The sequence below is a fragment of the Virgibacillus ainsalahensis genome (genome assembly GCF_055380755.1).
In genome coordinates, this window is sequence record NZ_AP043943.1 from 1,307,594 (window position 1) to 1,333,204 (window position 25,611).

Annotated in this window: 22 protein-coding genes, 2 pseudogenes and 1 riboswitch; of the genes and pseudogenes, 14 read left to right on the plus strand and 10 right to left on the minus strand. The window is 38.9% G+C overall.

Annotated features, from left to right (window positions below; all coding sequences use genetic code 11):
* Positions 1–17: 17 nt before the first annotated feature.
* The 4 genes from ACZ427_RS06135 to ACZ427_RS06150 all read right to left on the minus strand — a co-directional run bounded on the left by ACZ427_RS06135 (position 18) and on the right by ACZ427_RS06150 (position 3,826).
* Complete coding sequence (locus ACZ427_RS06135; RefSeq protein ID WP_461179274.1) at positions 18–1,295, minus strand: glycosyltransferase family 2 protein; 1,278 nt, start codon at positions 1,293–1,295, stop codon at positions 18–20.
* A 393-nt stretch (positions 1,296–1,688) separates the two neighbouring features.
* Positions 1,689–2,939, minus strand: a complete 1,251-nt coding sequence (locus ACZ427_RS06140) for a DNA polymerase IV (protein ID WP_461179273.1) — start codon at positions 2,937–2,939, stop codon at positions 1,689–1,691.
* Between the two features lie 211 nt (positions 2,940–3,150).
* A complete protein-coding gene (locus ACZ427_RS06145; RefSeq protein ID WP_461179272.1) occupies positions 3,151–3,423 on the minus strand; it encodes a hypothetical protein in 273 nt (90 codons plus the stop codon).
* A 127-nt stretch (positions 3,424–3,550) separates the two neighbouring features.
* Complete coding sequence (locus tag ACZ427_RS06150) at positions 3,551–3,826, minus strand: hypothetical protein (RefSeq protein ID WP_461179271.1); 276 nt, start codon at positions 3,824–3,826, stop codon at positions 3,551–3,553.
* Between the two features lie 236 nt (positions 3,827–4,062).
* On the opposite strand from ACZ427_RS06150, the gene dacB reads away from it, so the two are divergent.
* Positions 4,063–5,424, plus strand: a complete 1,362-nt coding sequence (gene dacB, locus ACZ427_RS06155; RefSeq protein ID WP_461179270.1) for a D-alanyl-D-alanine carboxypeptidase/D-alanyl-D-alanine endopeptidase — start codon at positions 4,063–4,065, stop codon at positions 5,422–5,424.
* Between the two features lie 201 nt (positions 5,425–5,625).
* Here dacB and ACZ427_RS06160 read toward each other — a convergent pair.
* Both ACZ427_RS06160 and ACZ427_RS06165 read right to left on the minus strand, forming a co-directional pair.
* Positions 5,626–5,709 (minus strand): annotated as a pseudogene (locus ACZ427_RS06160) (YjcZ family sporulation protein); the annotation flags it as partial.
* Between the two features lie 99 nt (positions 5,710–5,808).
* A complete protein-coding gene (locus ACZ427_RS06165; RefSeq protein ID WP_461179269.1) occupies positions 5,809–5,925 on the minus strand; it encodes a YjcZ family sporulation protein in 117 nt (38 codons plus the stop codon).
* Between the two features lie 225 nt (positions 5,926–6,150).
* On the opposite strand from ACZ427_RS06165, the gene ACZ427_RS06170 reads away from it, so the two are divergent.
* The 4 genes from ACZ427_RS06170 (at position 6,151) to ACZ427_RS06185 (ending at position 11,724) form a co-directional block, all read left to right on the plus strand.
* Positions 6,151–7,566 carry a sodium/glutamate symporter gene (locus tag ACZ427_RS06170; RefSeq protein ID WP_461179268.1) on the plus strand — a complete coding sequence of 472 codons (1,416 nt, stop codon included), beginning with the start codon at positions 6,151–6,153 and terminating at the stop codon, positions 7,564–7,566.
* A gap of 25 nt (positions 7,567–7,591) precedes the next feature.
* On the plus strand, positions 7,592–8,776 hold the full coding sequence (locus ACZ427_RS06175) for a cation:proton antiporter (protein ID WP_461179267.1): 1,185 nt from the start codon (positions 7,592–7,594) through the stop codon (positions 8,774–8,776).
* Between the two features lie 228 nt (positions 8,777–9,004).
* Positions 9,005–11,149 carry a type IA DNA topoisomerase gene (locus tag ACZ427_RS06180; protein ID WP_461179266.1) on the plus strand — a complete coding sequence of 715 codons (2,145 nt, stop codon included), beginning with the start codon at positions 9,005–9,007 and terminating at the stop codon, positions 11,147–11,149.
* 110 nt (positions 11,150–11,259) lie between these two features.
* Complete coding sequence (locus tag ACZ427_RS06185; protein ID WP_461179265.1) at positions 11,260–11,724, plus strand: hypothetical protein; 465 nt, start codon at positions 11,260–11,262, stop codon at positions 11,722–11,724.
* 68 nt (positions 11,725–11,792) lie between these two features.
* Here the strand turns inward: ACZ427_RS06185 and ACZ427_RS06190 are convergent, their stop codons facing one another.
* Complete coding sequence (locus ACZ427_RS06190; protein ID WP_461179264.1) at positions 11,793–12,299, minus strand: class I adenylate-forming enzyme family protein; 507 nt, start codon at positions 12,297–12,299, stop codon at positions 11,793–11,795.
* A 274-nt stretch (positions 12,300–12,573) separates the two neighbouring features.
* Here ACZ427_RS06190 and ACZ427_RS06195 point away from each other — a divergent pair, with 274 nt between their 5' ends.
* The 5 genes from ACZ427_RS06195 (at position 12,574) to ACZ427_RS06215 (ending at position 17,266) form a co-directional block, all read left to right on the plus strand.
* Entirely contained in the window at positions 12,574–13,461 is an 888-nt protein-coding gene (locus ACZ427_RS06195) for a hypothetical protein (RefSeq protein ID WP_461179263.1), read from the plus strand.
* An 11-nt stretch (positions 13,462–13,472) separates the two neighbouring features.
* Complete coding sequence (locus ACZ427_RS06200) at positions 13,473–14,183, plus strand: SDR family oxidoreductase (RefSeq protein WP_461179262.1); 711 nt, start codon at positions 13,473–13,475, stop codon at positions 14,181–14,183.
* Between the two features lie 166 nt (positions 14,184–14,349).
* Positions 14,350–15,558, plus strand: coding sequence for an NAD(P)/FAD-dependent oxidoreductase (locus tag ACZ427_RS06205; RefSeq protein ID WP_461179261.1), 1,209 nt, complete (start codon positions 14,350–14,352; stop codon positions 15,556–15,558).
* Between the two features lie 306 nt (positions 15,559–15,864).
* On the plus strand, positions 15,865–16,116 hold the full coding sequence (locus ACZ427_RS06210; protein WP_461179260.1) for a hypothetical protein: 252 nt from the start codon (positions 15,865–15,867) through the stop codon (positions 16,114–16,116).
* 376 nt (positions 16,117–16,492) lie between these two features.
* The gene (locus ACZ427_RS06215; protein WP_464883542.1) at positions 16,493–17,266 is read left to right on the plus strand and encodes a VanW family protein; all 774 of its coding nucleotides are present in this window, start codon (positions 16,493–16,495) and stop codon (positions 17,264–17,266) included.
* 333 nt (positions 17,267–17,599) lie between these two features.
* On the opposite strand, the gene ACZ427_RS06220 is transcribed toward ACZ427_RS06215, so the two are convergent.
* Both ACZ427_RS06220 and ACZ427_RS06225 read right to left on the minus strand, forming a co-directional pair.
* Positions 17,600–19,546: an aconitate hydratase gene (locus ACZ427_RS06220; RefSeq protein WP_461179258.1), complete on the minus strand. Its 1,947-nt coding sequence runs from the start codon at positions 19,544–19,546 to the stop codon at positions 17,600–17,602.
* A gap of 296 nt (positions 19,547–19,842) precedes the next feature.
* On the minus strand, positions 19,843–20,379 hold the full coding sequence (locus tag ACZ427_RS06225; protein WP_461179257.1) for a YceI family protein: 537 nt from the start codon (positions 20,377–20,379) through the stop codon (positions 19,843–19,845).
* Between the two features lie 248 nt (positions 20,380–20,627).
* On the opposite strand from ACZ427_RS06225, the pseudogene ACZ427_RS06230 reads away from it, so the two are divergent.
* The 3 genes and pseudogenes from ACZ427_RS06230 (at position 20,628) to ACZ427_RS06240 (ending at position 23,619) form a co-directional block, all read left to right on the plus strand.
* Positions 20,628–22,413: pseudogene (locus tag ACZ427_RS06230) on the plus strand (M3 family oligoendopeptidase).
* A 108-nt stretch (positions 22,414–22,521) separates the two neighbouring features.
* A riboswitch (TPP riboswitch) is annotated at positions 22,522–22,622 on the plus strand.
* Between the two features lie 145 nt (positions 22,623–22,767).
* Complete coding sequence (gene thiT / locus ACZ427_RS06235) at positions 22,768–23,340, plus strand: energy-coupled thiamine transporter ThiT (RefSeq protein ID WP_461179256.1); 573 nt, start codon at positions 22,768–22,770, stop codon at positions 23,338–23,340.
* A gap of 147 nt (positions 23,341–23,487) precedes the next feature.
* Complete coding sequence (locus ACZ427_RS06240; protein WP_461179255.1) at positions 23,488–23,619, plus strand: hypothetical protein; 132 nt, start codon at positions 23,488–23,490, stop codon at positions 23,617–23,619.
* Between the two features lie 40 nt (positions 23,620–23,659).
* On the opposite strand, the gene ACZ427_RS06245 is transcribed toward ACZ427_RS06240, so the two are convergent.
* Positions 23,660–24,010 (minus strand): YflT domain-containing protein, encoded by a 351-nt coding sequence (locus ACZ427_RS06245; RefSeq protein ID WP_461179254.1) that lies wholly within the window; start codon positions 24,008–24,010, stop codon positions 23,660–23,662.
* Positions 24,011–24,167: 157 nt separating this feature from the next.
* Between ACZ427_RS06245 and ACZ427_RS06250 the strand changes: the two genes are divergently transcribed.
* Positions 24,168–25,586: a hypothetical protein gene (locus ACZ427_RS06250; protein WP_461179253.1), complete on the plus strand. Its 1,419-nt coding sequence runs from the start codon at positions 24,168–24,170 to the stop codon at positions 25,584–25,586.
* Positions 25,587–25,611 lie beyond the last annotated feature (25 nt).

A 25,611-nucleotide genomic window follows, 5' to 3' on the forward strand; every position in this document is an offset into this window, starting at 1 on the left:
TCTATTGCTCTTTACCGTTAATCCAATGTTTTTAAAAAATCATTCCAGTTTGAGAGGTTCGTTTTGGTGATGCTCTCTTTATGTTCCCGTACATTGTATACCGTAAAATCATGATACTGAAAACGGAAGTTCTTCAATAATAGGTTTAATACACTGATGTCTTCATAAAGTCGTCCATTTTCAAATGCAATTACTGGAAATCCTCCAATCTTTTTTAGGGAAGAAGTCCGGTATATCCTTGGTCCAAGAGGAAAACGGTAAGACAGCAAGCCGGCTTTTCCATTGATAATGTTTCCCTTGGCAATCCTTTTAAAGAGAACGTCTCCTGCCAATTGCTTCCATTTTCTAAGATTTCCGTACAATACAGCTACATCCTCAGGTAGTCCCTCCAGGTTTTTTTTGACAATGGAAATAGCATCAGGATCGAGCCAATCATCAGCATCAAGCTCTAATATAAAATCAGTTTGTACATGGGGTAATAAATCGTTTAAAGCCCTTGCTTTTCCTTCATTCTCTTTGTTAAACAGCTTCACCTGTCTTCCGTCACTCCAATGCTGAAGCTTTTTGTCGGAACCATCCGTGGAACCGTCATCCATGATTAATACCTGTTCCGGTTGCTCATTCTGCAGCAAGCAGGAAGCAACTGCGGTTTCCACATACTTTTCCATATTATAATTTGCAATGAAAACAGTAAGGCTAGGGTGATTTGTTTTGATTTTCTTTAGCTGATATTTCTGTACAAATTTCTGTTTTTCTAAGGTATTAGCAGAACTATTTTTCTTTGCTTGCTTTACAAGGTCTTTTTTAAAGGTTTTGAGAGGAGACCTTATATTTGAAAGCCAGGCAGGAAAAAGAGCCTCCTTGAATGGCAACTGAACATGTGAGAAAAAATTTTGTTTCTTTAGAAAGGAAGTGCGAACAAGCAAAGGATGATGGATAGCAATGTTTTGGTTGTGATAGAGGGTCTCTAAGATCATTCGTGGATGGGAGATTTGAAGCGTATCGATACGAATAGCAGGAGAAAGGTAATCTGTATGGTGAAGAAATAACACATAGGGACTGTTTATTTTATGAAGATTCGTATGTAATGTTTTTCCTGGGTTCTTATCTTCGACGGTAATAGACTCTATATGGTCAATCCAGTCAAACGTATGCATCATTTTTAAATTTATTTTTTCCTCTTGAAAAACGAGAACAGATTTTAGTCTGGTATTAATTTCCTTTAAAGAGTTTAAAGCTTTATACAGTGCTTTCTTGTCAGAATAATGAAGAAGAATAGCAGTTATATCTTTCAACAGAAAGCCTCCATTCTTTCAAAGATTTCAGATAAGTATGATCCCTTACATTTATATGCAGTGGGCATTCTGGTTAGTATGAATATATGTAAATGTATGCTGGCAGGCTGTATAAAAGTCTATTTTCAGAAGATATAAGCAAGCAGTCTAGCAATGCTAGAGAAATGTGCAGATTGATTGGTGTATACGCCGGTTCAATTTGTTTTTTTATACATAAACATAATAGTAATCAATACAAGTCTTGTAGAGATTTAGGCCCATGAATATCACTCCGGGAAAAGTCGGCCGATCACCGGCTTTTCCTTTCTTGTGGTTACATTACATTTCTGTTATTCTTTACGACTGATTGGCATTACAGATAATCCTTAATTATACAAGAGAAGAGAGTTCTCTTCACGCATAATGCCCGCCAATCTTCTTACTCCGCTCCAGCGTAATCCCTGCCTCCGTATAACTACTGGCTCTTAATATCGCTGTTGATCCGAATTTGTCACGAATGGCATCCATGACATAGCCGATATCGTTTTTCTTAGCTCTGTCTTCAAATAAATCCAGTTGTGTTTCACCTTTTTCAAACAGGTTATCCAAGGTGACATAGACATGTCTAATGTTACTTTTCCCATCGTAAAATTTTTGGAAAAGCTGCATGCATATATGATAGACATCCATCGTGACATTGGTTGGGATTTCAGTGGATCTGGAACGGGAAAACCCTCCCCTGGTTTCTGTAGAGTAGGAGATGCCAAGGTGGATGGTTTTTCCTTGTTTATTTGCCGTTCGTGCTCTGCGGCATACTTCTTCACAGAGGTCAAGGATACAGACTGCAGCCTCTTCCTTCGAGTAATCCCGAAGTAAGGAAATTCCATGACCGAATCCTTTTTGTTCTGTTTTTGTAAAGTTACCGAAAACAGGGCTTAAATCAATCCCCCATGCATGCCAATACAGTTGTTCACCCATGATGCCAAATCGCTTTTTCAGATGATCCATGTTGAATTTTGCAAGCTGTCCGAGGGTCACAATCCCCATTCGATTCAGGTTGCGTTTCATCCGGCTGCCGATTCCCCAGATTTCTTCAATGGGGGAGGGCCAGAGCTTTTCTTCTACATCCTCATATGTGCATTCTGCAATACCCGCTTTTTTCGCATGCAGGTCCATGACCACTTTTGCTAGAAATTTATTATCGCCAATACCGATGGAAGAAGTAATCCCGAAGTTTTCCAGAATATCCTGCTTCATTTGTCTGGCTATCTTCCAGCGATTACCAAAAAGTCGCTGCAGTCCGTTGACTGTGACCCATACTTCATCAACAGAATAGGGATGGATTGCTTCTTTTGGTACATACTGATTAAGAAGCTTTATGATTTCAACGGAAACATGAAGATAATCAGCCATATGAGCGGGAACAATGTGAATGTCAGGGTCATCTGGCAGCTCGAAAAATCGACTTACATTACTGATTCCATATTTTCTTTTTAATTGTGGCGATGCGGCCAGGACAATACTCCCGGATCGATTTGGATCGCCTACCACCGCAAGCATTGTTTTCATTGGATTAAGTCCCAGTTTAACAGCTTCAACACTTGCATAGAATGAACGCATATCAATACAAAGTACATCATTTCGCGGGTACGAAGAATAATCCATTACTATTCACCACCTAAAAGGAACGTTTGTTCTTATTGTATGCAACCGGGATAAATTTAGCAATGGAAATTTATTCTTGGCTTACTGCATGAGCTCGGGCTAAAGCTTTATCTCCATAAAGGCTTGATAAAAAGTAATTCTAAGAAGAAAGATTCTGTATTGGAAAATATCGTTTAAATAAAAAGAGCCCCTTGTGGAGCCCCTGTTGTTGCTAAAAATGATTATGCTGCTTGTATTGTTGAATTTCCTGTCGTGCATTATGCAATTGTTCCTGTGTTTGCTGAAATTGTGGATTCTCTAATGCGCTGGCTCCTGATTGATCCTGAGCATCCTGCAATACTTGTTCAGCTTGCGTCAATTGTTGGATGGCCTGTTGCAATTGCTCTGGGTCTGCAGTGTCTTTTGCCTGCTGAATGTTGTCTTGAGCCTGTTGGACTTGTTGGGTAGCCTGTTGGATCTGCTGATGTGGATTCTGTTCTGCCATATCGAAAACCTCCATTGATCTATTCCCGGGTTTCTTGAAACTACCTATAGGCTGTCAAAGCCCGTACTTATGCAGTAAGAAAGTTTTCTGCCAAATAAGGAGCCCCACGTGGAGGCTCCCGTTAATGCTATTGCTGATTTTGGTTCTGTTGAGCCTGCTGCAGCTGTTGCTGAGCCTGCTGTAATTGCTGTTGAGCTTGCTGGAATTGTGCAGCCTGTGGAGAGTTAGCTCCTGCCTGATTTTGAGCGTTTTGCAACCCTTGCTGCGCTTGCTGCAGTTGCTGTTGAGCTTGTTGCAGCTGCTGCGGATCCGCGCTTGACTGAGCCTGTTGCACAGCTTGCTGCGCCTGCTGTACCTGTTGTTGAGCTTGCTGAAATTGCTGTTGTGGATTCTGTTGTGCCATGGTTAACAACCTCCAATAAATTTTTTGAGCTTCGATAGGCTCTCTATAGTATCATTCCAAATAATTCAGCCTATATGTACATATTTATAAAGTTTTTTCAAACACGCGGCTTTTACTAAAGAAAATGCTCTATAACAAAGGAATCGATCCATGCTTTGTTGAAATAGGAAGGAAAGGAAAAACAGACATAAACGGGGATGAAAAAATAACTATTTCAAACAGAGGAGTAATATATAGTGAAAGCACAACTTGATCAGTATATAAAAACGGAGGAGAAACTAAGGGGAGAACTGATTGGCATCAGTATCCGTTCGGCATTAACCGGAGAGAAAAGATATGACCATATGGGAAATACGCGCTTCAGCCCCGCCTCAAATCTGAAATTACTGACAGCAGCGGCTGCAATTTCTGTACTTGGCGAAGATTACACTTTCTCAACCGAGATCCGGACAAATGGAGAGGTAAAAGGAAATAAATTGGAAGGAAATCTCTATTTAAAAGGAAAAGGTGATCCTACATTAATGCCGGAAGACTTAGAGAAATTCGCCAATGAAATTCAGTCTAAAGGCATCATCTCAATTGAAGGGGACATCTTAGCGGATGATACATGGTATGATAATGTACGATTATCTGCGGATCTTAATTGGAATGATGAACAATATCATTACGGTGCACAGGTCTCGGCCTTGACCGTTTCACCGGATGAGAATTATGATGCTGGCTCTGTCATTGTGGAAGTAATTCCGGGCAACACTATTGGGGCAAGACCAATAGTACATTTATCACCCGGAACAGATTATATCCAAATTATTAATGAAGCTGTAACGGTTTCTGCAAATAAGGAAGCAGAATTACTGGTGGAGCGGAAACATGCAGAAAACACAGTTATCGTAAAAGGGACAATTTCTTTAAAAGGAGAAATTGAAAAAGAACGGATGTCTGTATGGAATCCAACCACATATGCATTACACCTTTTTAAACAGGCTTTATTGAAGCATGGTATTACCTGGTCTGGAACCGTTAGGGCAGGGGGGATTTCAGAGCAAACAAATATGCTTCTGAATAAATATTCCATTCCTCTTGCCCGGCTGCTTGTCCCTTTTATGAAACAAAGCAATAACGGACATGGAGAAGCATTGGTAAAAGAAATGGGGAAGGTGATTTATGGGAAGGGAAGCTGGGAGAAGGGGATAGAGGTTATGAAAGCCGAGCTGTCCAAGTTCAAAATAGATATGGATAGCATATCAATCAGGGATGGATCGGGAATTTCCCATTTTAATTTAATTCCTCCTAATGAAATTTCCATGCTTTTATATGAAGTGCAGCAGAAAGAATGGTTTTCTACTTATCTTCATTCACTGCCAATTGCTGGAAATGGAGACTGGATGGTTGGTGGAACGTTACGGGAGCGCATGCATGGGCTTCTTGTTCAAGCAAAGACAGGGACCATTCACGGTGTCAGCACATTAGCCGGTTACACAGAAACAAAAAAAGGAGAAAGGCTGATCTTTTCCATTATGATTAATCATCTGCTGGATGAAGACGAAGGAAAGGTGATTGAGGATGAATTGATGAAAATTATTATTGATGAGGGGTAGCTAACTTAAACAATCTCTTAATAACCCATTTGCAGTAAAGAAGGGCAGCATCGTAAAGGCTGCCCTAAAATGAATAAACATTTTTAAGAAACTATAGATAAAAGAGAAGGTAATCGAATTTTTATAGTAGGTAGGCGTTATATTGGTAATATTCATGGTCAATATATAATTGACAGTAGAGACACATTTACTCTTTCCGGCTTAAAACCAAGCAGCACCTACAATAATGAGAAGAATAAATAATACGACGATTAACGCAAATCCACCGCCAGCACCATATCCGCCGCCAGCACCGTATCCAGCTCCGGCACCATAACCGTAATCACCACAACCTGAACCAAAAAATGACATATAAAAACCTCCTAAAATTCACTTTTTTAATTTTTAATACCCATACCCACCAAATGATGCACCAACAATAATTAATAGGATAAATAATACTACAACGAAAGCAAATCCTCCGCCATAGCCTGCACCTGCTCCACCTGCAACTCCACTCATTAATAAACACCCCCCCAGGATCATTTATTATCACTATATGTAGTAAACAACATATTGAAATGTGCACGAACCCACATTGCAGGCAAATGGGCAAGTATAGGATGGATGAACCTGTCTCTTTCTTCCTTTCATCGTGTACTCAAATCAACTACCTCTTAGTTTCAACGACGTCAATCCGGGGAAGAAATCAAACAATTAACTTTTTATTAGAAGGTGGTTGTACATATGACGCCAGATCAAATAGGATTTACATTATTATATTTAGGGCTGTTTCTTCTCATCGGAAAATGGATTCGTGTCCGGGTGAAATGGTTGCAGAATTTATTTCTCCCGTCCTCGGTAATCGGGGGCTTTTTGGCATTGCTGTTTGGTCCACAGGTTCTCGGGAAAATAATGGGAAACTTTGTAGAAGAGGATTCTTTTTGGACAACCGGCATTATGACACCGGAAGTGATGGAGGTCTGGTCAGCTTTGCCAGGTTTGATGATTAACCTTGTCTTTGCGACATTATTTCTTGGTGCAGCAATCCCTTCATTATCCAAAATATGGAATATTGGTGGTCCTCAGCTTTCATTTGGCTGGACAATAGGCTGGGGGCAGTATGTCATTGGTATCTTGTTAGCAATTTTAGTTCTGTCTCCAATCTTCGGCTTGCCGCCAATGACGGGTGCTTTAATCGAAATTGCCTTTGAAGGTGGGCATGGTACTGCAGCTGGCTTGCAGGGAACCTTCGAAGAACTTGGGTTTCCGGAAGCATACGATCTTGCTGTGGGATTAGCAACAGTTGGTATTCTATCTGGTGTGGTTATCGGAATTATTTTAATCAATTGGGCGATACGTCGAGATAAAACCAATGTGATTAAAGATACAAAAGAATTTTCCAAATTGAGAAAGCAGGGAATTATGGAATTTGAGAATCGGGATCCTGCAGCTAAAATGACTGTTCGTCCAGAGTCAATTGAACCTCTTTCCTTACACTTTGCATTGGCTGGTTTGGCTGTTTTGGTAGGTTATTTGCTCCTACAGTTTTTAATCTGGCTTGAGAGTGTGACCTGGGGAGCTTTTACCGAATCTGAGTTCATGACATATATACCCTTATTCCCGTTAGCGATGATCGGTGGTATTTTTGTTCAAGTTTTCTTCAATAAGATAGATAATGCAAAGATTATTGATAGTCGGATGATCAACCGTATTCAAGGTTTTTCACTTGATATACTTATTTTGACGGCAATTGCGACGGTTTCGCTGGATGTAATTGGAGCATACATTATTCCTTTCTTATTATTGGCAGGTGCCGGGATTGCATGGAATGTGTTAGGTTTTATCATACTGGCACCAAGAATGATTCCATCTTACTGGTTTGAACGCGGAGTGGGAGATTTCGGTCAGTCCATGGGTATAACCGCAACCGGGCTTTTGCTCATGCGGATTGCCGATCCAAAAAATGAATCTCCTGCATTTGAAGGTTTCGGTTATAAACAATTAATTTATGAGCCATTCCTCGGCGGTGGTTTGGTGACCGCATTATCTGTCCCGCTAATTTATCAGATGGGTGCAATACCATTTTTGATTTTGGCAATCGTTATGTGTATTACCGGGCTACTAACAGGATTGCTCTACTTTGGTAAAAAGAAAGCTTAATGATAAATGAAGGGAAGGAATTTGCATGGGTTCACATCAAATACTATTACTGCTGCTTATAGGATATATCGTATTTTCCATTGACAAGAAGCAGAAACATTTTCCTGTACCAGTTGTTTTAGTGCTGGCAGGCCTGGTTCTTTCCCTTGTGCCATATTTTAATGATATAACAATATCAAAGCAGTTAATTTTTAATGTGTTTTTACCTGCATTATTATTTGTTTCTGCTTACAGTTTTCCGTTGAATCAATTACGCAAGAATAAATGGATTATCTCCTGTCTCGGCACAGTTGGGTTGTTGTTGACAGTGCTATTGTTTGGGACGGCTATTTACGTTACAGGTAACTTGTTTGTATCCATTTCTTTTGTAGGCGCTATGCTTATTGCTTCCATATTAGTGCCGACTGATCCGGTTTCGGTTGTTTCTATTTTAAAAGAATCCTCCGATGATGAAAAAATCGCTGATATTGTAGAAGGCGAGTCAATGTTAAATGATGGGACAAGTATTGTATTATTCTCTATTTTCCTTGGCATGTTTGTAAATGATACAAGTTTTTCCATTGGCGGGTTCCTGGGAGAATTTTTACTTGTATCAATTGGAGGAGTTCTGCTTGGAATTGCGTTTGGCTGGCTTATGAGCAAGGCGGTTCATTATTCTGAACACCGTACCTATCAGGTTATGCTGAGTATAATTGTCGCATATGGAAGTTTTTACCTTGGTGAACTGATTGGAGTGTCTGGAGTTCTTGCAACAGTAACAGCCGGAATGATGCTTTCCTTTGAGTTTGGTAGAAATATTAAAGAAGCGTATTTCCGAGACTCCCTTGATGCATTTTGGGACATTGTTGAACCATCTGTTTTATCATTGGTTTTTCTATTGATTGGTATTCAGGCTGCAGATTATTTGATATTTTCCAATTGGCTGCTGGCCATTATTATTTTCATCTTATCGTTAGTAGTACGTTGGGTAGTTCTTACCGGTATAACGCAAACCATACCGACATGGCGGCGTGAATTTGAGATAAGAGAAACCTCTTTGATTGCATGGTCTGGTATCAAAGGGACAATGTCAGTTGCATTGTTAATGGGTTTTGAAGCACAAGCGAGTAATGATGATATCCTTATTTCCTTAACTTTTGCCGCCATTATGCTGTCTCTGGTTATCCAGAGTGCGGGTGTCTATCCCTTGACAAAACGGTTGAAGAACTAGTGTATGTAATATCAGTCATGAATAATGGTAGAACAGGTATATAGGTGTAGTCTATTAAATAAGTATAAAGTACAAGGATGAAACAACTTCGTCCTTGTACTTTTTAGTTTAAGAAAAATGGTATAAAGACATCTGGGAACAGACATTCTCCAGGTTTTGTAGTATAATAGGTTAATCCTTCCATATCCCCTCATAAACTATAAATCCAGCAAAGAATAGGTGATCACAATGAAATTAGTACTTGCGGAAAAACCATCCGTAGCAAAAAATATAGCGGATGCACTAGACATAAAAACGAAAAGAGACGGCTATTTTGAAGGGAATAACTACATTATTACATGGGCTTTTGGCCATTTAGTAGAGCTTTATGATGCCAAGGATTATGACAGCAAAATGGCTAGCTGGAAAATGGATAATTTCCCATTCATTCCATCAGCATTCAAATATAAAGTAAAAAGCAATCCAAAAAATCGAAAACAGGTGGATGGGGGTGCGCAAAAACAGCTTAAAACAATCCATACTTTAATGAAAAGAAATGATGTAGAAGCAATTATTTCCGCGTGTGATTATGATCGGGAAGGCCAGCTTATCGGTGATAGTATCATTTACCGAGGGGCAAGACCGGAAAAACCAGTGTATCGGTTATTGCTCAATGAATGGACACAGACGGAAGTCATTCAGGGATTAGACAATATAAAACCGAATAACGAAATGAAGCCATTGAGAGATTCTGGAATCAGCAGACAATGGGCTGATTGGGTAATTGGGATAAATTTAACATCAGTTGCTACATTAAAATATCAAAAAGGGAAGGGAAAAGCTTTAAATATTGGCAGGGTGCTACTACCTACATTGAAAATCATTTATGATCGTGATAAAGAAATCGAAGAATTTGTACCGGAGGATTATTTCAAACTGACAGCAACTTTTCAAACGGAAAATGGAAAGGAGTATGAAGGTACATATATAGAAGAAAAACAGGAAAAATTCAAGAAGAAAGAAACATTGGAATCCATACGGGACGTTGTACAAAATAAAACAGGCACCATTATAGATAAACAGGTAGATAAGAAAAAAGAGTCTGCTCCATTCCTTTTCAACCTTTCCAATTTGCAAGGATATATCACAAATAAATATAAGGGATGGACTTCAGATAAAGTTTTAAAAGTTGCCCAGTCACTTTATGAAAAAAAGTTTATCACATATCCGCGTACATCGAGTACTGCTTTAGATGAGAGTCTTGTCAAAAAAACGGCAAATGTTTTAAAAATACATGCAGAAGATCTGCCATATAAAGATGAAATTAAGTTTATGAAAACAAAGCGAGTGTTTAATAATGCAAAAGTGGAAAGCCATAGTGCGATCATTCCAACTTATCTGAAACCGAAGCGGCTCACAAGTGATGAACAGATTGTTTACCGGGCAATCAAGAACCGATTCATCATGCAATTTATGCCGGTTGCTGAATACGAAGAAACAAAATTAACAACAAAAATAAAAGAGGCTTCAGGAACATTTGTCTCCAAGGGAAAGGTACAGATAGTAAAAGGATGGAAAAAGGTTGAAAACATTCAATCCAAGGATACCTTTCTGCCAAAAGTCCAGGTAAAAGATAATGTCCGAATAATAGAGCAGGAGGTTACAACACATGTTACAAAACCTCCTAAACACCATACGGAGCGCACATTATTGCGTGTGATGGAAACATGCGGAAAGAGTTATAAGGAAGATGAAAGTGAAGAATTGCCGGGAAGTATCTTAACTGGCTTCAGTATAGGAACACCAGCGACTAGAGCAGAAACGATTAAAAAGTTAAAAGACGTCGGCTATATTACAGCCCAAAGCAAAAATCTGCTATGTACTGACCTGGGAAAAAAACTTGTGAAAACTTTTCCTGTCAAAAACCTATTCAATCTGGAATTTACTGGGAAATTAGAAAAGGCTTTGTCAGATATTCAAAAAGGGAAAGCTGAAAAGCAGGAATTTCTTCACATGATTTTTCATTTCACAAAAGCTTCGGTGGAAACGATTAGAGATGGGGAGGAGGTAATAATCAACGAGATCACGTCCCAATATCAAACAAATGAAGTTTTAGGGAAATGTCCGCAATGCGATGGGAAGGTTACAGACGGGTATAAAGGATTCGGCTGCAGTAATTGGAGAAAAGGTTGTAAGTTTATAATATGGAAAAACGATAAATATTTGGCAACGATGAAGAAGAAACCCACTAAAACGATGGTAAAATCATTGCTCAAAAATAAAAAGGCTTATGTAAAAGGGTTGACCAGTAAGAAAGGCAAAAAATTCAATGCCTATCTAAGTTATGAAAAAGATCAGAAGAATGAATACTATAGCTGGAAGATGGAATTTTAGGAATTAGTTGTATAAATCAGAATAAAGGGTAATACATAACTTTTGGACATAACTAGTGTATGCTTGTAATAGGAGCCTAGCAAAATTCAACAAACGGATATATCGATGAATTGTATGTAAATGCTAATTTGTCTCCTCTTATAAGGGATGATAGGGTGAAGAAAGTAACCATGTATCTTCAGAGTAACTTAGCTTTTGGAACGCTCATGTGGATTAATGCCAGTAATAAAAAGGTTTATCACAGCAGTAAACGCTGTGATGCTGTGTCATTTAATAAACATGAATCCAACTATCTTGGGAAGATTGAGAAGGTTTTCTCTAATAATGACGAACAAATCGCTTTACTTTCTGGTTTATTGGAAAATACGGATAGAATATATGGAATATGCATGAATAATAAAATTCCCCACAGTAATAAGCCGGAAAATATTGACATGTTATTCTTCCCAACATGGGCGGAAATGTTAAACACAGCAAAAATATACTTCAAGAAATATGATGAAAAACAAAGAAAAAATGAAGCAAAGCAGGAATGGTTGGAAAGAGGAAGGCTCTATGTAAAGAAGAACCATTAACTAACAATATAAAAAGCTTGTATCACATTCCCTGCGTTTTTTGATACAAGCTTTTTCATTGTATATCATTAAATCAATTCACGTAATTGGACTTTCAAAATCTTTCCGCTTGCAGTTTTAGGCAATTCATCCATGAACTTAATTTCTGTCGGACAGTCAGATGGTTTCAGTTTTCGTTTGGCAAAATCGATTAGTTCCTGTTCGGTTATATCGGAATCCTCACTACGGACAACAAACGCATGAGAGGTTTCACCCAGTTCCACGTGAGGCAATATAATCAGAGCAACATCCTTTACTGCCGGATGCTGATAAAATATACTTTCTATTTCAAGTGGAGAGATATTTTCTCCGTCTTGAATTGTTTCTTTATTACGATCAACCACGTCGATTCTCCCCTGCTCATCGATAGTTCCCATGTCCCCGGTGTGTAACCAGCCATCAATCAGATTCTGATTAACTACCTCTTCGTTTGTTGTCACACCATTACCCTTTACAATAATCTCACCAATTTCCTTGCCATTTGGTGTCACATCTTCTCCATATCTATTAACTACACGTACCTTTGTATCAATCATCTTAGATCCCACCTTTACTCCCATTAGAATTCACATTAAATTGATAATAAAAAGTAATTAAAAATATTATAACATATTTTTTGTAAGCGTTTAACACAAAAATATTCAGAAATGATTAATAATATTTTTCTAAGGTTGGACGATAAGTCAAGTTATCTAAACAAATATTTCCAATTAGTAATTGAAAATGGAAGTGAAATAAGCGTACAATAGAGGAAGTTTTAAAAGACGAGATAAACTGACATAAAGAAACAAATTTTGAAGGAGCGAAGAGATGAAAAATAAGAAACTTATTATCATCAATATTTTTACGTTAACTGCTTTTATCATCGTTGTTAGTTTTGGAATTCATCATTCCAATACAACCAAAAATGATTTCTCTGATATAGAGCTGGAAAAGCAAGATACTGATAAAGAAGCTGAAGAAGAAATAGAAGAAAAGATTGTTATAACTTCTGACGAGGATGCTGAGCCAAGTGAAGTAAATAAAAAAGAAAATTTAGGTGCACATATACTAGCTGATATGGATTCATTTGTTTTAAAGAAAGAAGAAACGGAAACAGTAGAAGAGGTACTTAATGAAGTAGAGCAAGAGAAAAATTCTGGAGAAGTGAATCGTCTTGATGAATCAAATGAATTGGATGAAAGTAATACAATAAACACAAATAACACTGAAAATGACTATTACTCCCCAAGCACGGGATATGGCGATTCTGCTGGAAATGAAAGCAGCACGAAAAGTGGAAACTATTCAGGTAGTGGCAGCAATTCAGGAAGTGGGACAGGATCAGAAAGCAAAGGCGGTTCAGGAAGTGAGGGCAATTCAGAAGGTGAGAACAGTTCAGGAAACGGAAGCAGCACAGGAAGTGAGGGCAAAACAGAAAGTGGAAGCAGTTCAGGAAGTGGGGACAGCACAGGAAGTGAGAGCGATACAGGAAATGGAACCGATTCAGGAGACGAAAGCAGTTCTGATAGCGAAAGTAATGTAGAAAATGGAAATTCAGAGGAAGGAACCGGTTCTGAAGATGAGAGTGATTCCGGGATTGAAAATAATACAGAAGAGGATAATATTTCGGGAAATGATGAAGGTGACTCGGAAGGCGGAGACCAGGAAAGTGAACAAAAAGAAGACGAAAATGATGAGAATCCCAATAAATCTTAAGGAGGTTAAAAATGCTTAATCTAAAAGGGAAAACAGCAATCATAACAGGCGCAAGCAGCGGAATTGGACAGGCAACTGCTGAACATCTTGCTAACGAAGGCACAAATGTCATCCTGGCAGCCCGCAGTATGGATAAATTGAATAATATTGCCGGAGACATAAACACACAAGACGGGGGTCGTGCATTAGCGGTTCAAACGGATGTAACAAATAAATCAGAAGTCAATGAGTTATATAAAAAGGCTACAGACACATTTGGAAATATCGATATTTACGTAAACAATGCAGGACTTGTATTATCTTCCTCTCTTCAAAAAGGGGATGTTGATGAATGGGATCAGATGATTGATGTAAATGTTAAAGGTGTATTATATGGCATAAATTCCGTTTTACCAGACATGGTTGAAAGATCGTCTGGACATATTGTTAATATTTCATCCGTTTCCGGTCATGAGGTATCCAAAACTAGTGGTGTATATGCCGCAACAAAATTTGCGGTACGGGCTCTGTCAATGAGTTTGGAGAAAGAGCTTGCCAGAACTGGCGTCAGAGTTAGCAATATATCCCCAGGCCGGGTTGATACAGAAAGAGTGTTGGAAAAACATGGTGAAGCAAATGATCGGAAGCCGCTTGAAGCGAATGATGTAGCAAGAGCAGTTCTCTATGCTGTAACACAGCCTGATTATGTAAATGTGAATGAAATAACAGTAAGACCGGTGTAATAACCGGGAAAATTAGTATCTGCATAGTTTTTACGAAAAGAATAAAAGTATTAGCTTAATGAAAAGAACTTTGGTATTATGGACAGAGTAATCTATAGTGTTTATAAGCTTAACTTTGTAATTAATGTAAGTTACTTAGAACTGAAAATGGAAGGGGAAAGTTTGTATGTCTAAACCAAAAATTGTCGTTCTGGGAGCAGGTTACGCCGGATTAACGACAACAAAACGATTAACACAAAAAATACTTCCTGAAGAAGCTGAAATTGTACTTGTTAACAAACATAATTATCATTATGAATCAACATGGCTGCATGAGGTAGCTGCAGGAACAATCAACCCAAATCAGGCGCGTGTAATGATTAGTGATGTAGTTAGTCCAAAAAGAGTTCGCCTCATTTATGATTCAGTTGTCAAAGTGAATAAAGAAGAGAAAACGGTTGTCTTGGAAAATAGCGAAATCACTTATGACTACCTTGTATTTGCACTTGGTTTTGAATCAAATGATTTTGGGATCAAAGGAATGGCTGAGCATGCATTCGCAATTGAGGATATTGATTCCAGCCGTTTAATCAGTGAGCATATTGAATATCAATTTGCGAAATATAAAACAGATGAGAATCCTGATGAAAACAGTTTGAATATCCTGGTTGGCGGTGGCGGATTCACTGGAATTGAATTTGTTGGTGAACTTGCAGAGAGAGTGCCGGAACTATGTAAAAAGTATGATGTCGACCGCAGTAAAGTCCGTATTATTAATATCGAGGCTGCACCATCCATTATTCCAATGTTTGATAAGGAACTTGTAGCCTATGCGAAACAATCACTTGAAGAACGTGGAGTGGAATTCAGAATCGGAGCTCCTATCTCTGAATGTACACCAGAAGGATTTATAGTAGGTGACGATAATGAATTAATCAAAGCAGGTACTGTTGTATGGACCGGTGGAGTAAAAGGCAGCTCTGTATTAGGAAAATCCGGCTTTGAATTAGTAAAAGGTAAAGTTAATGTAAATGCTGACCTTCGTGTTGAAGGTGAAGAGGATATCTTCGTATTGGGGGATTGTTCCTGGGTGTGGAACAAGGAAGAAGATCGGCCGTATGGACCGACTGCTCAGTTAGCAATGCAGGAAGCTGATGTTGCAGCAAGAAATATTAAAGCGCTTCTCACAAATCAGCCAACAGAAGAATTTGTTTTCAAAAGTAAAGGTACAGTAGCATCTCTAGGGACTACAGATGGAATTGGAACCGTATTTGACGATTACAAACTTCAAGGGAAATCAGCCGCTGCAATGAAAAAAGTAGTTGATAATCGTTCTCTATTCCTTATCGGTGGACCAAAATTATTGCTGAAAAAAGGTAAAGTACGTCCATTTTAATATGATTTTTTAATCAGATATTGTAGCTGAATGAAGCAACTAAATGGGGAGGTAAGTTTTAGAATGAAAAGAACTCTATGTGGAATATTAGTTGTTCTTGCAACAGTAGTGGGGTACAGACTTGCAAGTGACTACCTGGAGGATACAAGAGATTATCGATAGTGAAAGAAATGGCCATCAGGCATTTTAAGCCAGATGGCTGTTTTATTTATTGTCTACCTTCTGAGTGTCTTATGTAGGGAGGTGTGTTTTATATCACTGACGCAACATAATTCTTGAGTTATGATTGACATGGAGGGGATTTATATGAGCGCAGGACTTATTATTGTATTAATACTTTTATCTATTTTTGCTATTGGCGGTACGTTTTTTGCGTTTAAACAGGAAGAAAATAAAATGAAAAAATACGAAAAAGAAGGGGAGACGGTGCAGGATGAAATAAAACGATCCTTGGATTATGAAGAGAGCTCCTTGAAATCCAATGTGCCGATTCAGATTTGGATTTATTCGATCGCGATATTTTTGTCACTGGTTGCATTTGCTATCTACCTCTTTTAGCAGTTAAGAAACCAACTCGACCCACCGAAAGATATGTTGCTTTTAACACAAAAGATATAAAATGCGACGTTAATGAGCTAATCAGAAAAAGGTATAATCTTGGTTGATGGTGGTTATACTGAATAATTTTTCCCGTTGTAATAACAGTTATTTTCATACAAAAGTATAAAATTTTCTTAATGTATAACTATAGGCCAGGACTTGACCAAAGCCTTTTAAAAAATTCCGGGAAAAATCCCGGTTATTTTTTTGCCTTTTTCTAATACTAGAAAGAGGAGGTTTTCTGATGAAAATTGTGATTATGACAATACTTTTACTATCTATACCCTCTCATCAAGTGTTGGCAAGCCTGGATTTGACCGATAATAATGTAACGATGGAAAAAGTTGAAGTTGAACAATACGCTTTACCTCATCTTGATAAGCTTTTCATTGACGAAAGTAGACTAAATTTCCTCATAAAAATACTGGAAGAGAAATTACATAAGGAACCAGTTAATGCAAAGCTCGATAAGAAAGGAGAAATTATTGAAGGGGAACCAGGTATAACTATTGACAAAAGGAAGTTCCATATATTATTCAGAGAAGCTTTCTATAGTGAAACAACTACAAAACTTGAAGTACCTAAGAGATATGTTTACCCCAGGGTGGATCGTGCCTTGCTGAAAGACATACGTGTGAAGGAACTTGGGAGCTATGTTACAAACTTTAGGAAGACCAATACAGAAAGGTCTCATAATATAGATCTATCAACGAAAGCGATCAATAATCATGTGGTTTTCCCAGGAGAGACTTTTTCGTTTAATGATATTGTTGGGGAACGTACAGCTGAAAGAGGTTATAAGCGCGCTCCTGTAATTGTAAAAGGAGAATTGGCAGAGGATATTGGTGGGGGAATCTGCCAAGTATCTTCAACACTTTTTAATGCGGTGGACTTAAAGGGCATACAAATTGTAGAGCGCTATGCACATAGCAGGGAGGTTCCATATGTACCGCCAGGACGTGATGCAACGGTTAGCTGGTGGGGGCCTGATTTCGTGTTCAAAAATCTATATAATGAGCCTATTTTGATTCGTGCCCAAGCGGACAATGGCAGGATGGATGTAAGGATTTTCTCCTCTGAAACGGCAGAAAATTTTACTGGAGAATAATGAATTGGTTAATTCCAAGTTCCTGATACTTTCTTTCACACACATTAGGATTTCCTTGAAAAAAGATCGACAGAAAAGTTGTATCGGTATAGCACAAATTTTGATAATGTTAGTCGTTTTCAATTAGAGGTAGGAGAAGGTGGATCAAATGTAGCAATTATTGATGCATCTTATCTCTTATGATTCATGAAAAAGAAAGCTTGACCCAAATTAAAAGGATGTCCGTCTGCGGACATCCTTTTTAAGTAGTAAGAAAGCATAAAACTTTTACTGCTTAAGTGCGGGCTTTGGCCTTTAGATACCAGACCTTGGCGAAAAGCAAGGTCTCTAATATTATCCTTGTCTCGTCTTTGTCCAGTTAATTAAGCCGCCATGTAAAACAATGTCTTTTTGACGGTCCGTGAGGTTATGCTCCAAGGTAATATTTTCGTTTTTGTTTTGCAGAGAAGCGGTTAGATCATTACCATGCTTCAATTTACTTCTTACGTCTTTAAAAGTTAGTACTTCTCCTTTTTCCAGCTTATCGTAATCCTCTTCATTTGCAAAAGTAAGTGGCAATATACCAAAGTTAATCAGGTTTTGCCAATGAATTCGGGCGAAGTCTTTTACCAACACTGCACGCAACCCAAGATAACGAGGTGCCAAGGCAGCATGTTCACGGCTGGATCCCTGTCCATAGTTATAACCGCCTACGATTGCATGACCGCCAAGTTCCTTGCTGTCGATTCCCCGCTCAACATAAGTGGAGTCAACGGCTTCAAAAGTAAATTTACTGATTTCAGGGAGGTTACTTCGAAATGGCAGTACTCGAGCTCCACCTGCAAGTATTTCGTCTGTAGAGATATTATCCCCGACTTTTAGTAATACCGGAATTTCCAAGGTATCCGGAAGTTCATCCATTTCTGGTATCGATACGATATTCGGCCCCTTTTCCAAATTTGTTTGCTTCGCTTCCTCTCTGGGAAGGGGAGCGTCCAATAATCGGTCATCAACATTTATGTTATTCAGTTCAGTAACTTTTGGATAAGGAAAATCAAGTGTTCTTGGATCAGTAATTTCACCGGTTAAAGCAGAAGCCGCCGCTACTTCAGGGCCGGAAAGATAAACACTGTCTTCTTTTGTTCCTGATCTTCCCGGAAAATTCCTTGGTGTTGTTCGTAAGCTGTTCCTTCCTGATGCTGGAGCCTGCCCCATGCCTATGCATCCGTTGCAACCTGCCTGATGCAATCTGCCTCCTGCTTGAAGAAGACTAGCTATGTGTAATTCCTCTACCAGACTTGTCAGCATCTGGCGGGAAGATGGATTAATGTCAAATGATAATCCTGGTGCAATCGTCCTATTTTTCACAATTTCAGCTGCAATTGCAAAATCCCTGTATCCCGGATTTGCTGAAGAGCCAATATAGGATTGATAGATTGGTGTTCCTGCCACTTCGGTAACGGAAACGACATTTCCTGGACTGGATGGTTTTGCGATTAATGGTTCCAGCTCTGACAGGTTAATTTCATCATGAAGATCATACGTAGCATCTTTATCTGCAGTGATTTCTGTCCAGTCATCTTCGCGGTGCTGTTGTTTTAAAAATGTCTTAATTTCTTTATCTGATGGAAAGACAGTTGTGGTCGCTCCAAGTTCTGCACCCATATTTGCGATAACGTGACGATCCATGGCAGTAAGATTTTCTAGACCGGGACCGTAAAACTCAAGAATTTTTCCTACACCACCTTTTACATCATAACGACGCAGAAGTTCAAGGATAACATCTTTGGCACTGACCCAATCAGGCAGTTCGCCTGTTAATTTGATGCCGAATATTTGTGGCATTGTCAGATAGATTGGCTCACCGGCTATTGCCATGGCAACATCAATACCGCCAGCACCCATTGCCAGCATTCCCATACAGCCATTGGCGGGCGTATGGCTATCTGCCCCTAGAAGCGTTTTTCCCGGTACTGCCAGTCTTTGCATGTGCACCGGGTGACTTACACCATTTCCAGGTCTGCTGAAATACAGACCAAAACGCTTCGCGGCGCTTTCTAAGAAGAGATGGTCATCCGGATTTTTACTGTCCACCTGTATTAAATTATGATCGACATATTGGGCGGAAGCTTCTGTCTTGGCATAATCCAGCCCCATTGCTTCCAACTCCAGCATGACCATCGTTCCGGTAGCATCCTGTGTTAATGTTTGGTCAATCTTTAAACTGATTTCATTACCGGGAGTCATCTGTCCTGATACAAGATGATCCTTTATTAATTTTTGTGCAACATTTAAACCCATCGTTAATTGCCTCCTTTCTTATTAGTTTACCTCAGAAGTACTTGGTTAAAACGGCTTTTGTTACAAATTATTTATTTCTCTATCAGGAAACTTTTATGAGTTTTATACACTGAATATGCTTCTTCGCTACAGTATGGCAGCTTACTAGGCCTTGAAAACTTGGCTAAACGCCCAAGCTTTTATGGCGGCCTAGCCTGTACTTATGCAGTTAGAAAGTTTTATGCTTTCTTAACTGTGAAAAAAGCGGGCAATCTTCTTGGAGAAAAGATTGCCCGCTTTTTATTATTGGTAGAAAATTACTCTGCTTTGTGTGCTTCAATTTCAACATGGATTTTAATATCATCACCAACAAGTACGCCGCCTGTTTCTACTGGGGCATTCCAAGTCAGACCGAATTCTTTACGGCTGATTGTAGTATCACCACTAAAGCCGGCAACCGTATTACCGCTCATTGGGTCTTTGCTTTGCCCTTCAAATACGACGTCAACTGTAACTGGTTTTGTGGTGCCACGCATTGTCAGATCCCCTGTAACGTCATAATTGTTACCTGATTTTTTCTTGATATCAGTCGCAACAAAAGTAATCTTCGGATGATTTTCGACATCAAAGAAGTCTTCACCGCGCAGGTGTTCATCACGGCCTTCTTGGCGAGTATCAATACTGCTTGTATCAATTGTCACTTCAACTTTTGAATCCGTTAAATCTTCTACATCTGCTTCAACAACTGCTTCAAAATCATTGAACGTACCTTTTACTTTTGAAATCATCATATGCTTTACTGTAAAACCAATTTCACTGTGTGCTGTGTCTACATTCCAAGTTGTTTTTGCCATTTAAAAATCCCTCCATAAGATAGTATGTAACACGTTGGTTACTTTCTGTTACCTAGTATAGAATCATAAATACATAATGTCAAGAGAAATAGTGGGAAATCTCCTAATCTAAGTTTACCCTCTATTATTCACGTTAAACATATAAAAACAAAGTAGTTAATAAAACGATGGAAATATTCTTATTTTTCGTTATAATTATACAGGATAGGATGAAATATGTGTTGCTATATATTCAGGGGGTCGGTTTGATGCAGGAAATGTATAACCCAAGATGGGATTTGGATGGAATCTTCGATGGTGGAAGTGAATCTGCAGAATTTCATCAGTATGTAAGGAATATAGAAGCTGAAATGAAACATCTCTCGGTAAGGGTTACCAATTATTTGCCTAAAGAGGAAGAAGTAAATCCACAGGAATTGATTAAAATTATAAAACAGCTTGAAAGTACATTGAAAAAGCTGCGTGAAGCGTCTGCATTTGTCAGCTGTTTACATGCAGAAAGTGTGAAAGATGAGAAGGCAAATATACTGATAGTTCAGCGCAGTGCATTAAAAGCTGAAATGGATACAATCCGCACAACTCTAAATCAAAAACTCGTTTCGATTGATGATACAGCGTGGGAGGCATTACTAAGCCAACCAGGTCTGAAGGAAATTGCTTTTGTTTTAAATGAAAATAGGGAAAAAGCTAAAGGATTGTTGCCAGTGGAAGAAGAAGTACTGCTCAATGATTTGGCAGTGGATGGCTATCATGCCTGGAATCAGATGTATGGTACCATTGTAGGGAATATGACAGTGGAACTGGAAGAGGATGGTGAGATTAATTCCTATTCTGTCGGCCAGGCATCTAATAAATTAAGTCATCCGGATCGTTCTGTACGCAAATATGTATTTGAACAGTTGGATAAGGCATGGAATGGAAAAGCCGATTTATTTGGAAAAACGCTTAATCACTTGGCGGGTTTTCGACTTCAAATATACAAGCACCGCAATTGGGAGAGTGTTTTAAAGGAGCCACTTGCTATAAATCGAATGAAGCGGGAAACATTGGATGCGATGTGGAATGCAATTACGAACAATAAAAAGAACTTTGTGAAATATCTGGATAAGAAAGCGGAACTGTTAGGATTGGATAAATTGAGCATGTATGACATTGGGGCACCAATATCATCTTCTGTAAAGACGTCGAGTTACTCGAAGGGTGCAGCTTTTATTATTGAACAATTTCGTGCATTCAGTCCCAAAATGGCTGCGTTTGCTCAAATGGCTTTTGATAACCGCTGGATTGAAGCAGAAGACAGAACAGGGAAACGGCCGGGAGGATTTTGCACAAGTTTTCCTGACAGTGAACAAACACGTATTTTTATGACTTATTCAGGGACCTCCTCAAATATTGCAACACTTGCTCATGAATTGGGACATGCTTATCACCAGCATGTCATGAATGATGTCCATGAATTAAATCAAGGTTATGCTATGAACGTGGCGGAAACAGCCTCTACATTTGCTGAAATGATTGTTGCCGACGCGTCTGTAAAGCGTGCAAGAAACAAAGAGGAAAAAAAGGTACTGCTAGAAGACAAAATCAAACGCAGTGTGGCATTTTTTATGAATATTCATTCACGGTTTATTTTTGAAAATAATTTTTATGAAGAACGAAAAACGGGGCATGGTTTCGGTTAAGCGTCTGAATGCGTTAATGGTTGAAGCACAGAAAGAAGCGTATCATGGAGCATTGGAAGAGTATGACCCCAATTTTTGGTCATCCAAACTGCATTTCCATATAACAGGTGTCCCATTCTATAATTTCCCTTATACATTCGGTTACCTGTTCAGTTTGGGAATCTATGCATATGCGAAAAAACAGGATGGTAGTTTTGAAGATGATTATATTGCCTTATTGCTTGATACAGGACGTATGACAGTGGAAGATTTGGCTCACAAACATCTGAATGTTGATTTAACCAAACCATACTTCTGGGAAAATGCAATTGGTTTATGTGTGGAAGATGTTGAGGAATTCCTGGCATTATAGAGTTTTTGTACAGGCGGTACACTGTTTCTTCTTTCTATATTTGTTAAACAAGCTTGTTGTCATCATCTGATAAATGAGATACAATACATGTAATAAAAAAAGTGAAATAAAGCCTACAGGGGGAGCCATTTGGCTGAGAGTGAACTTATTGTTCTTACCCTTCGAACCTGTTAGTTAATACTAGCGTAGGGATGGTGGTTTTTTGATGGAATAAAAAGTAATGTGAGCGGATTCCCCATCAGGAAGTCTTCCCCTTGGCATTGCTTTTTTTGTTTGTTTAGATAGCATAAAATTTTTAAGACTTGGTGGAATGTCAAGTTTATTTATGTGCTTTAAAAAGGGGAGGTAGTTGACTTGAGTTCAAGAAAAATATTGTTTTTAATCGAGGTGGCCATATTTTCAGCATTGGCATTACTTTTGGATATTATCCCAGGTTTATCGTTTAAGATTTGGGCAATGGGGGGTTCGGTTTCTTTCGCAATGATTCCAATCTTTATCGTGGCATTCCGCTGGGGACTAAAAGGTGGTTTGCTTTCCGGTTTTTTATGGGGGATACTCCAGGTTGCAGTTGGTACAGGGTATATTTTGCATCCTGTTCAAGGGTTGATTGATTATGGACTTGCGTTTACTGTACTTGGACTTTCCGGTATTTTTGCGAATCAAATTCAAGAGGCAGTGAAGGGTGGCAGAACAAAAGCTTATCTTTCGTATATTACAGGTGGTGTTTTGCTTGGGACCACGTTGCGCTTCACTGCACATTATATTGCCGGAATCGTATTTTTTGGATCAGCAGTTGAGGGGCAGCCAGCTTGGTTATACTCCTTATTATACAATACCTCCTACATGTTTCCGTCATTTATTTTGTGTACTTTAATCGTGTTCTTCCTATTCCATAAACAGCCAAGAACATTGTTAAATGCAGCGTAGGTAATTGCCTATCCGCTCACGATAAGGTAACCTCTTAATTAAAGGGGTTACCTTTTTAAAAAAATTCTCTAAGTGGGAAAAAATATAGGATTCTACACGTAAATAATTTCTGGTAACTGGTACCCAGAATTTAGGGGAGGGAGTCATATGCGAGAACTGATTGGAACATGCGATTCTTGCGGAAAAAATATTTATTGTGAGGATGGTTTTTTCGATGGAGAACAAATAAGTGGAAAACTTCTATGTAATGAGTGCTTTGCTGAAGAGCAAAAAAATTAGAAGGACAACCTCTGCGCATCAAGGTTGTCCAAAATTTATACTACAGTAAATAGCTATTTACATTTTCATTACTGGTTACAATTAAAAATATTTTACCTTCATCCATGTCTTCTTCGTAGTCATTAGCTTCAGCCTCAGTAAATCCTATTTCTTCAAGCTTTGTACGTAACTCATCACCTTTGCTGCTGAATATATTACCAACTGCTTCCATGAAATCCATTTCTTTAAATCCTACTGTATTTGCATCTGAACCGTCAGCTACACGTTCTGTTCTGTCATTATCATGTGACATTATATAAATATCCTCTTTATTTATGCCTTTATCTTTCAGTATGCTTACGTCTGTTTTTAATTTTTCATCATTGGAATATTCTTGGATGAATGGTTTCAAATTATCTCCTCCTTTGTAATGCTTAAATCTGATACCCATTTTTCACAAGAAACTAAACATCTTTATGTAAAATTTGTTCACACTCAAGTATAGAAGTAGCGTTTTTCTCTCAAAAGCATAGGCTATATAACCATTCTTATGGAGAGGAAGGTTTAATATGGAATTGGGTGTTTCCCATTGGTTATATGGTTTGTTTACGCTCATTATTATAGTTACAATGATTTTTAGAAAGGGTGTCGTACTACCGACACTTTTTGGAACATTTGTGATCGCCTGGGTATATAAAGGAAGTTTAATTGATGGATTCACCGCCATTTTTAATGCAAACCTTGTTGCTGCCCAAGAGCTTTTTAATATCTTTTTAATCATTACGTTCATGTTGGCACTTCTACATTCTTTACGTGATTTGGGTGCAGATCAGAAAATGATTCAGCCGATTCAGAAAATGATGGTGAATGGGCATGTTTCTTATTTTGTGCTGGTCGGTGTAACCTATGTAATTTCCCTTTTCTTTTGGCCGACACCCGCTGTTCCATTAATCTGTGCATTACTTGTCCCAGCAGCAGTAAGAGCAGGATTGCCAGTAATGACAGCAGCTGTTGCAATCGCGTTAGCCGGCCAGGGGATGGCGCTTTCCTCCGACTATATCGTGCAGGTGGCTCCTAATTTATCAGCTGCCTCGGCTGGTCTTGACACAGGAGCTGTTGCTGATCAAGCATTGATACTGTCTGTAGTAGCCGGTGTTATAGCGATTGGCTCAGCTTATCTGATTTATCGAAAATCGATTCGTTCGAAAGATGATGTATTAAATGAAACCGAATTACAAACATTACAAACAGAGGAAAACTCGACAAATAAAGCACAAACAAAGAATCTCTCCACCTGGAGTAAGGTTTTCGCTATACTCGTACCACTATCACTGCTTGCTGTAGTTATTTTCATGTTACACAGTAAACTCTTTTCAGGCAGCAGCGGTCTTGTTGGTGGCGATGGAGCGGCATTTGTCGGAGGGGTAGCAGTAATATTACTATTGCTGTCTACTGTGGCTTTTGGTAAACACCATGCCCTGGACTACATTAGTAACCATATTACAGATGGGTTTGTCTTCGCTTTCAAAGCGATGGGACCGGTCATACCAATTGCGGGATTCTTCTTTCTGGGAAGCCCTGATTTTTCCGGCAGTATTTTAGGGGTAGAAGAAAGTGCACCAGCCTTATTATTTGACCTCGTGCATTCTGCCCAAGGATATTTGCCACAAAGTGCGATTTTGGCAGGGTTTAGTATATTAATTATAGGTATCATAACAGGCCTGGATGGATCCGGATTTTCAGGATTACCGCTTACCGGCGCCCTCGCAGCCTCCTTGGAAAATGGTACAATTGATGCAGCAACATTGGCGGCAATCGGTCAGATGGGTTCAATCTGGACTGGTGGAGGGACTATTGTAGCATGGTCTTCTTTGATTGCGATAGCTGGATTTTGTGGAGTTTCAGTAATGGAGCTGGTGCGGAAAAATTTCATTCCTGTCATGCTTGGATTGTTCATTTCCACGACCGTTGCGGTGCTTCTATTATAATCCTGTAAACCGCTTTTATTGGTTA

Excerpts from the sequence above, each read along its gene's own strand:
- ACZ427_RS06140 (WP_461179273.1), bottom strand. The coding sequence starts at position 2,939 with ATGGATTATTCTTCGTACCCGCGAAATGATGTACTTTGTATTGATATG.
- ACZ427_RS06145 (WP_461179272.1), bottom strand. The coding sequence starts at position 3,423 with ATGGCAGAACAGAATCCACATCAGCAGATCCAACAGGCTACCCAACAA.
- ACZ427_RS06150 (WP_461179271.1), bottom strand. The coding sequence starts at position 3,826 with ATGGCACAACAGAATCCACAACAGCAATTTCAGCAAGCTCAACAACAG.
- ACZ427_RS06165 (WP_461179269.1), bottom strand. The coding sequence starts at position 5,925 with ATGAGTGGAGTTGCAGGTGGAGCAGGTGCAGGCTATGGCGGAGGATTT.
- ACZ427_RS06170 (WP_461179268.1), top strand. The coding sequence starts at position 6,151 with ATGACGCCAGATCAAATAGGATTTACATTATTATATTTAGGGCTGTTT.
- ACZ427_RS06175 (WP_461179267.1), top strand. The coding sequence starts at position 7,592 with ATGGGTTCACATCAAATACTATTACTGCTGCTTATAGGATATATCGTA.
- ACZ427_RS06180 (WP_461179266.1), top strand. The coding sequence starts at position 9,005 with ATGAAATTAGTACTTGCGGAAAAACCATCCGTAGCAAAAAATATAGCG.
- ACZ427_RS06190 (WP_461179264.1), bottom strand. The coding sequence starts at position 12,299 with ATGATTGATACAAAGGTACGTGTAGTTAATAGATATGGAGAAGATGTG.
- ACZ427_RS06195 (WP_461179263.1), top strand. The coding sequence starts at position 12,574 with ATGAAAAATAAGAAACTTATTATCATCAATATTTTTACGTTAACTGCT.
- ACZ427_RS06200 (WP_461179262.1), top strand. The coding sequence starts at position 13,473 with ATGCTTAATCTAAAAGGGAAAACAGCAATCATAACAGGCGCAAGCAGC.
- ACZ427_RS06205 (WP_461179261.1), top strand. The coding sequence starts at position 14,350 with ATGTCTAAACCAAAAATTGTCGTTCTGGGAGCAGGTTACGCCGGATTA.
- ACZ427_RS06210 (WP_461179260.1), top strand. The coding sequence starts at position 15,865 with ATGAGCGCAGGACTTATTATTGTATTAATACTTTTATCTATTTTTGCT.
- ACZ427_RS06215 (WP_464883542.1), top strand. The coding sequence starts at position 16,493 with ATGGAAAAAGTTGAAGTTGAACAATACGCTTTACCTCATCTTGATAAG.
- ACZ427_RS06220 (WP_461179258.1), bottom strand. The coding sequence starts at position 19,546 with ATGGGTTTAAATGTTGCACAAAAATTAATAAAGGATCATCTTGTATCA.
- ACZ427_RS06225 (WP_461179257.1), bottom strand. The coding sequence starts at position 20,379 with ATGGCAAAAACAACTTGGAATGTAGACACAGCACACAGTGAAATTGGT.
- ACZ427_RS06240 (WP_461179255.1), top strand. The coding sequence starts at position 23,488 with ATGCGAGAACTGATTGGAACATGCGATTCTTGCGGAAAAAATATTTAT.
- ACZ427_RS06250 (WP_461179253.1), top strand. The coding sequence starts at position 24,168 with ATGGAATTGGGTGTTTCCCATTGGTTATATGGTTTGTTTACGCTCATT.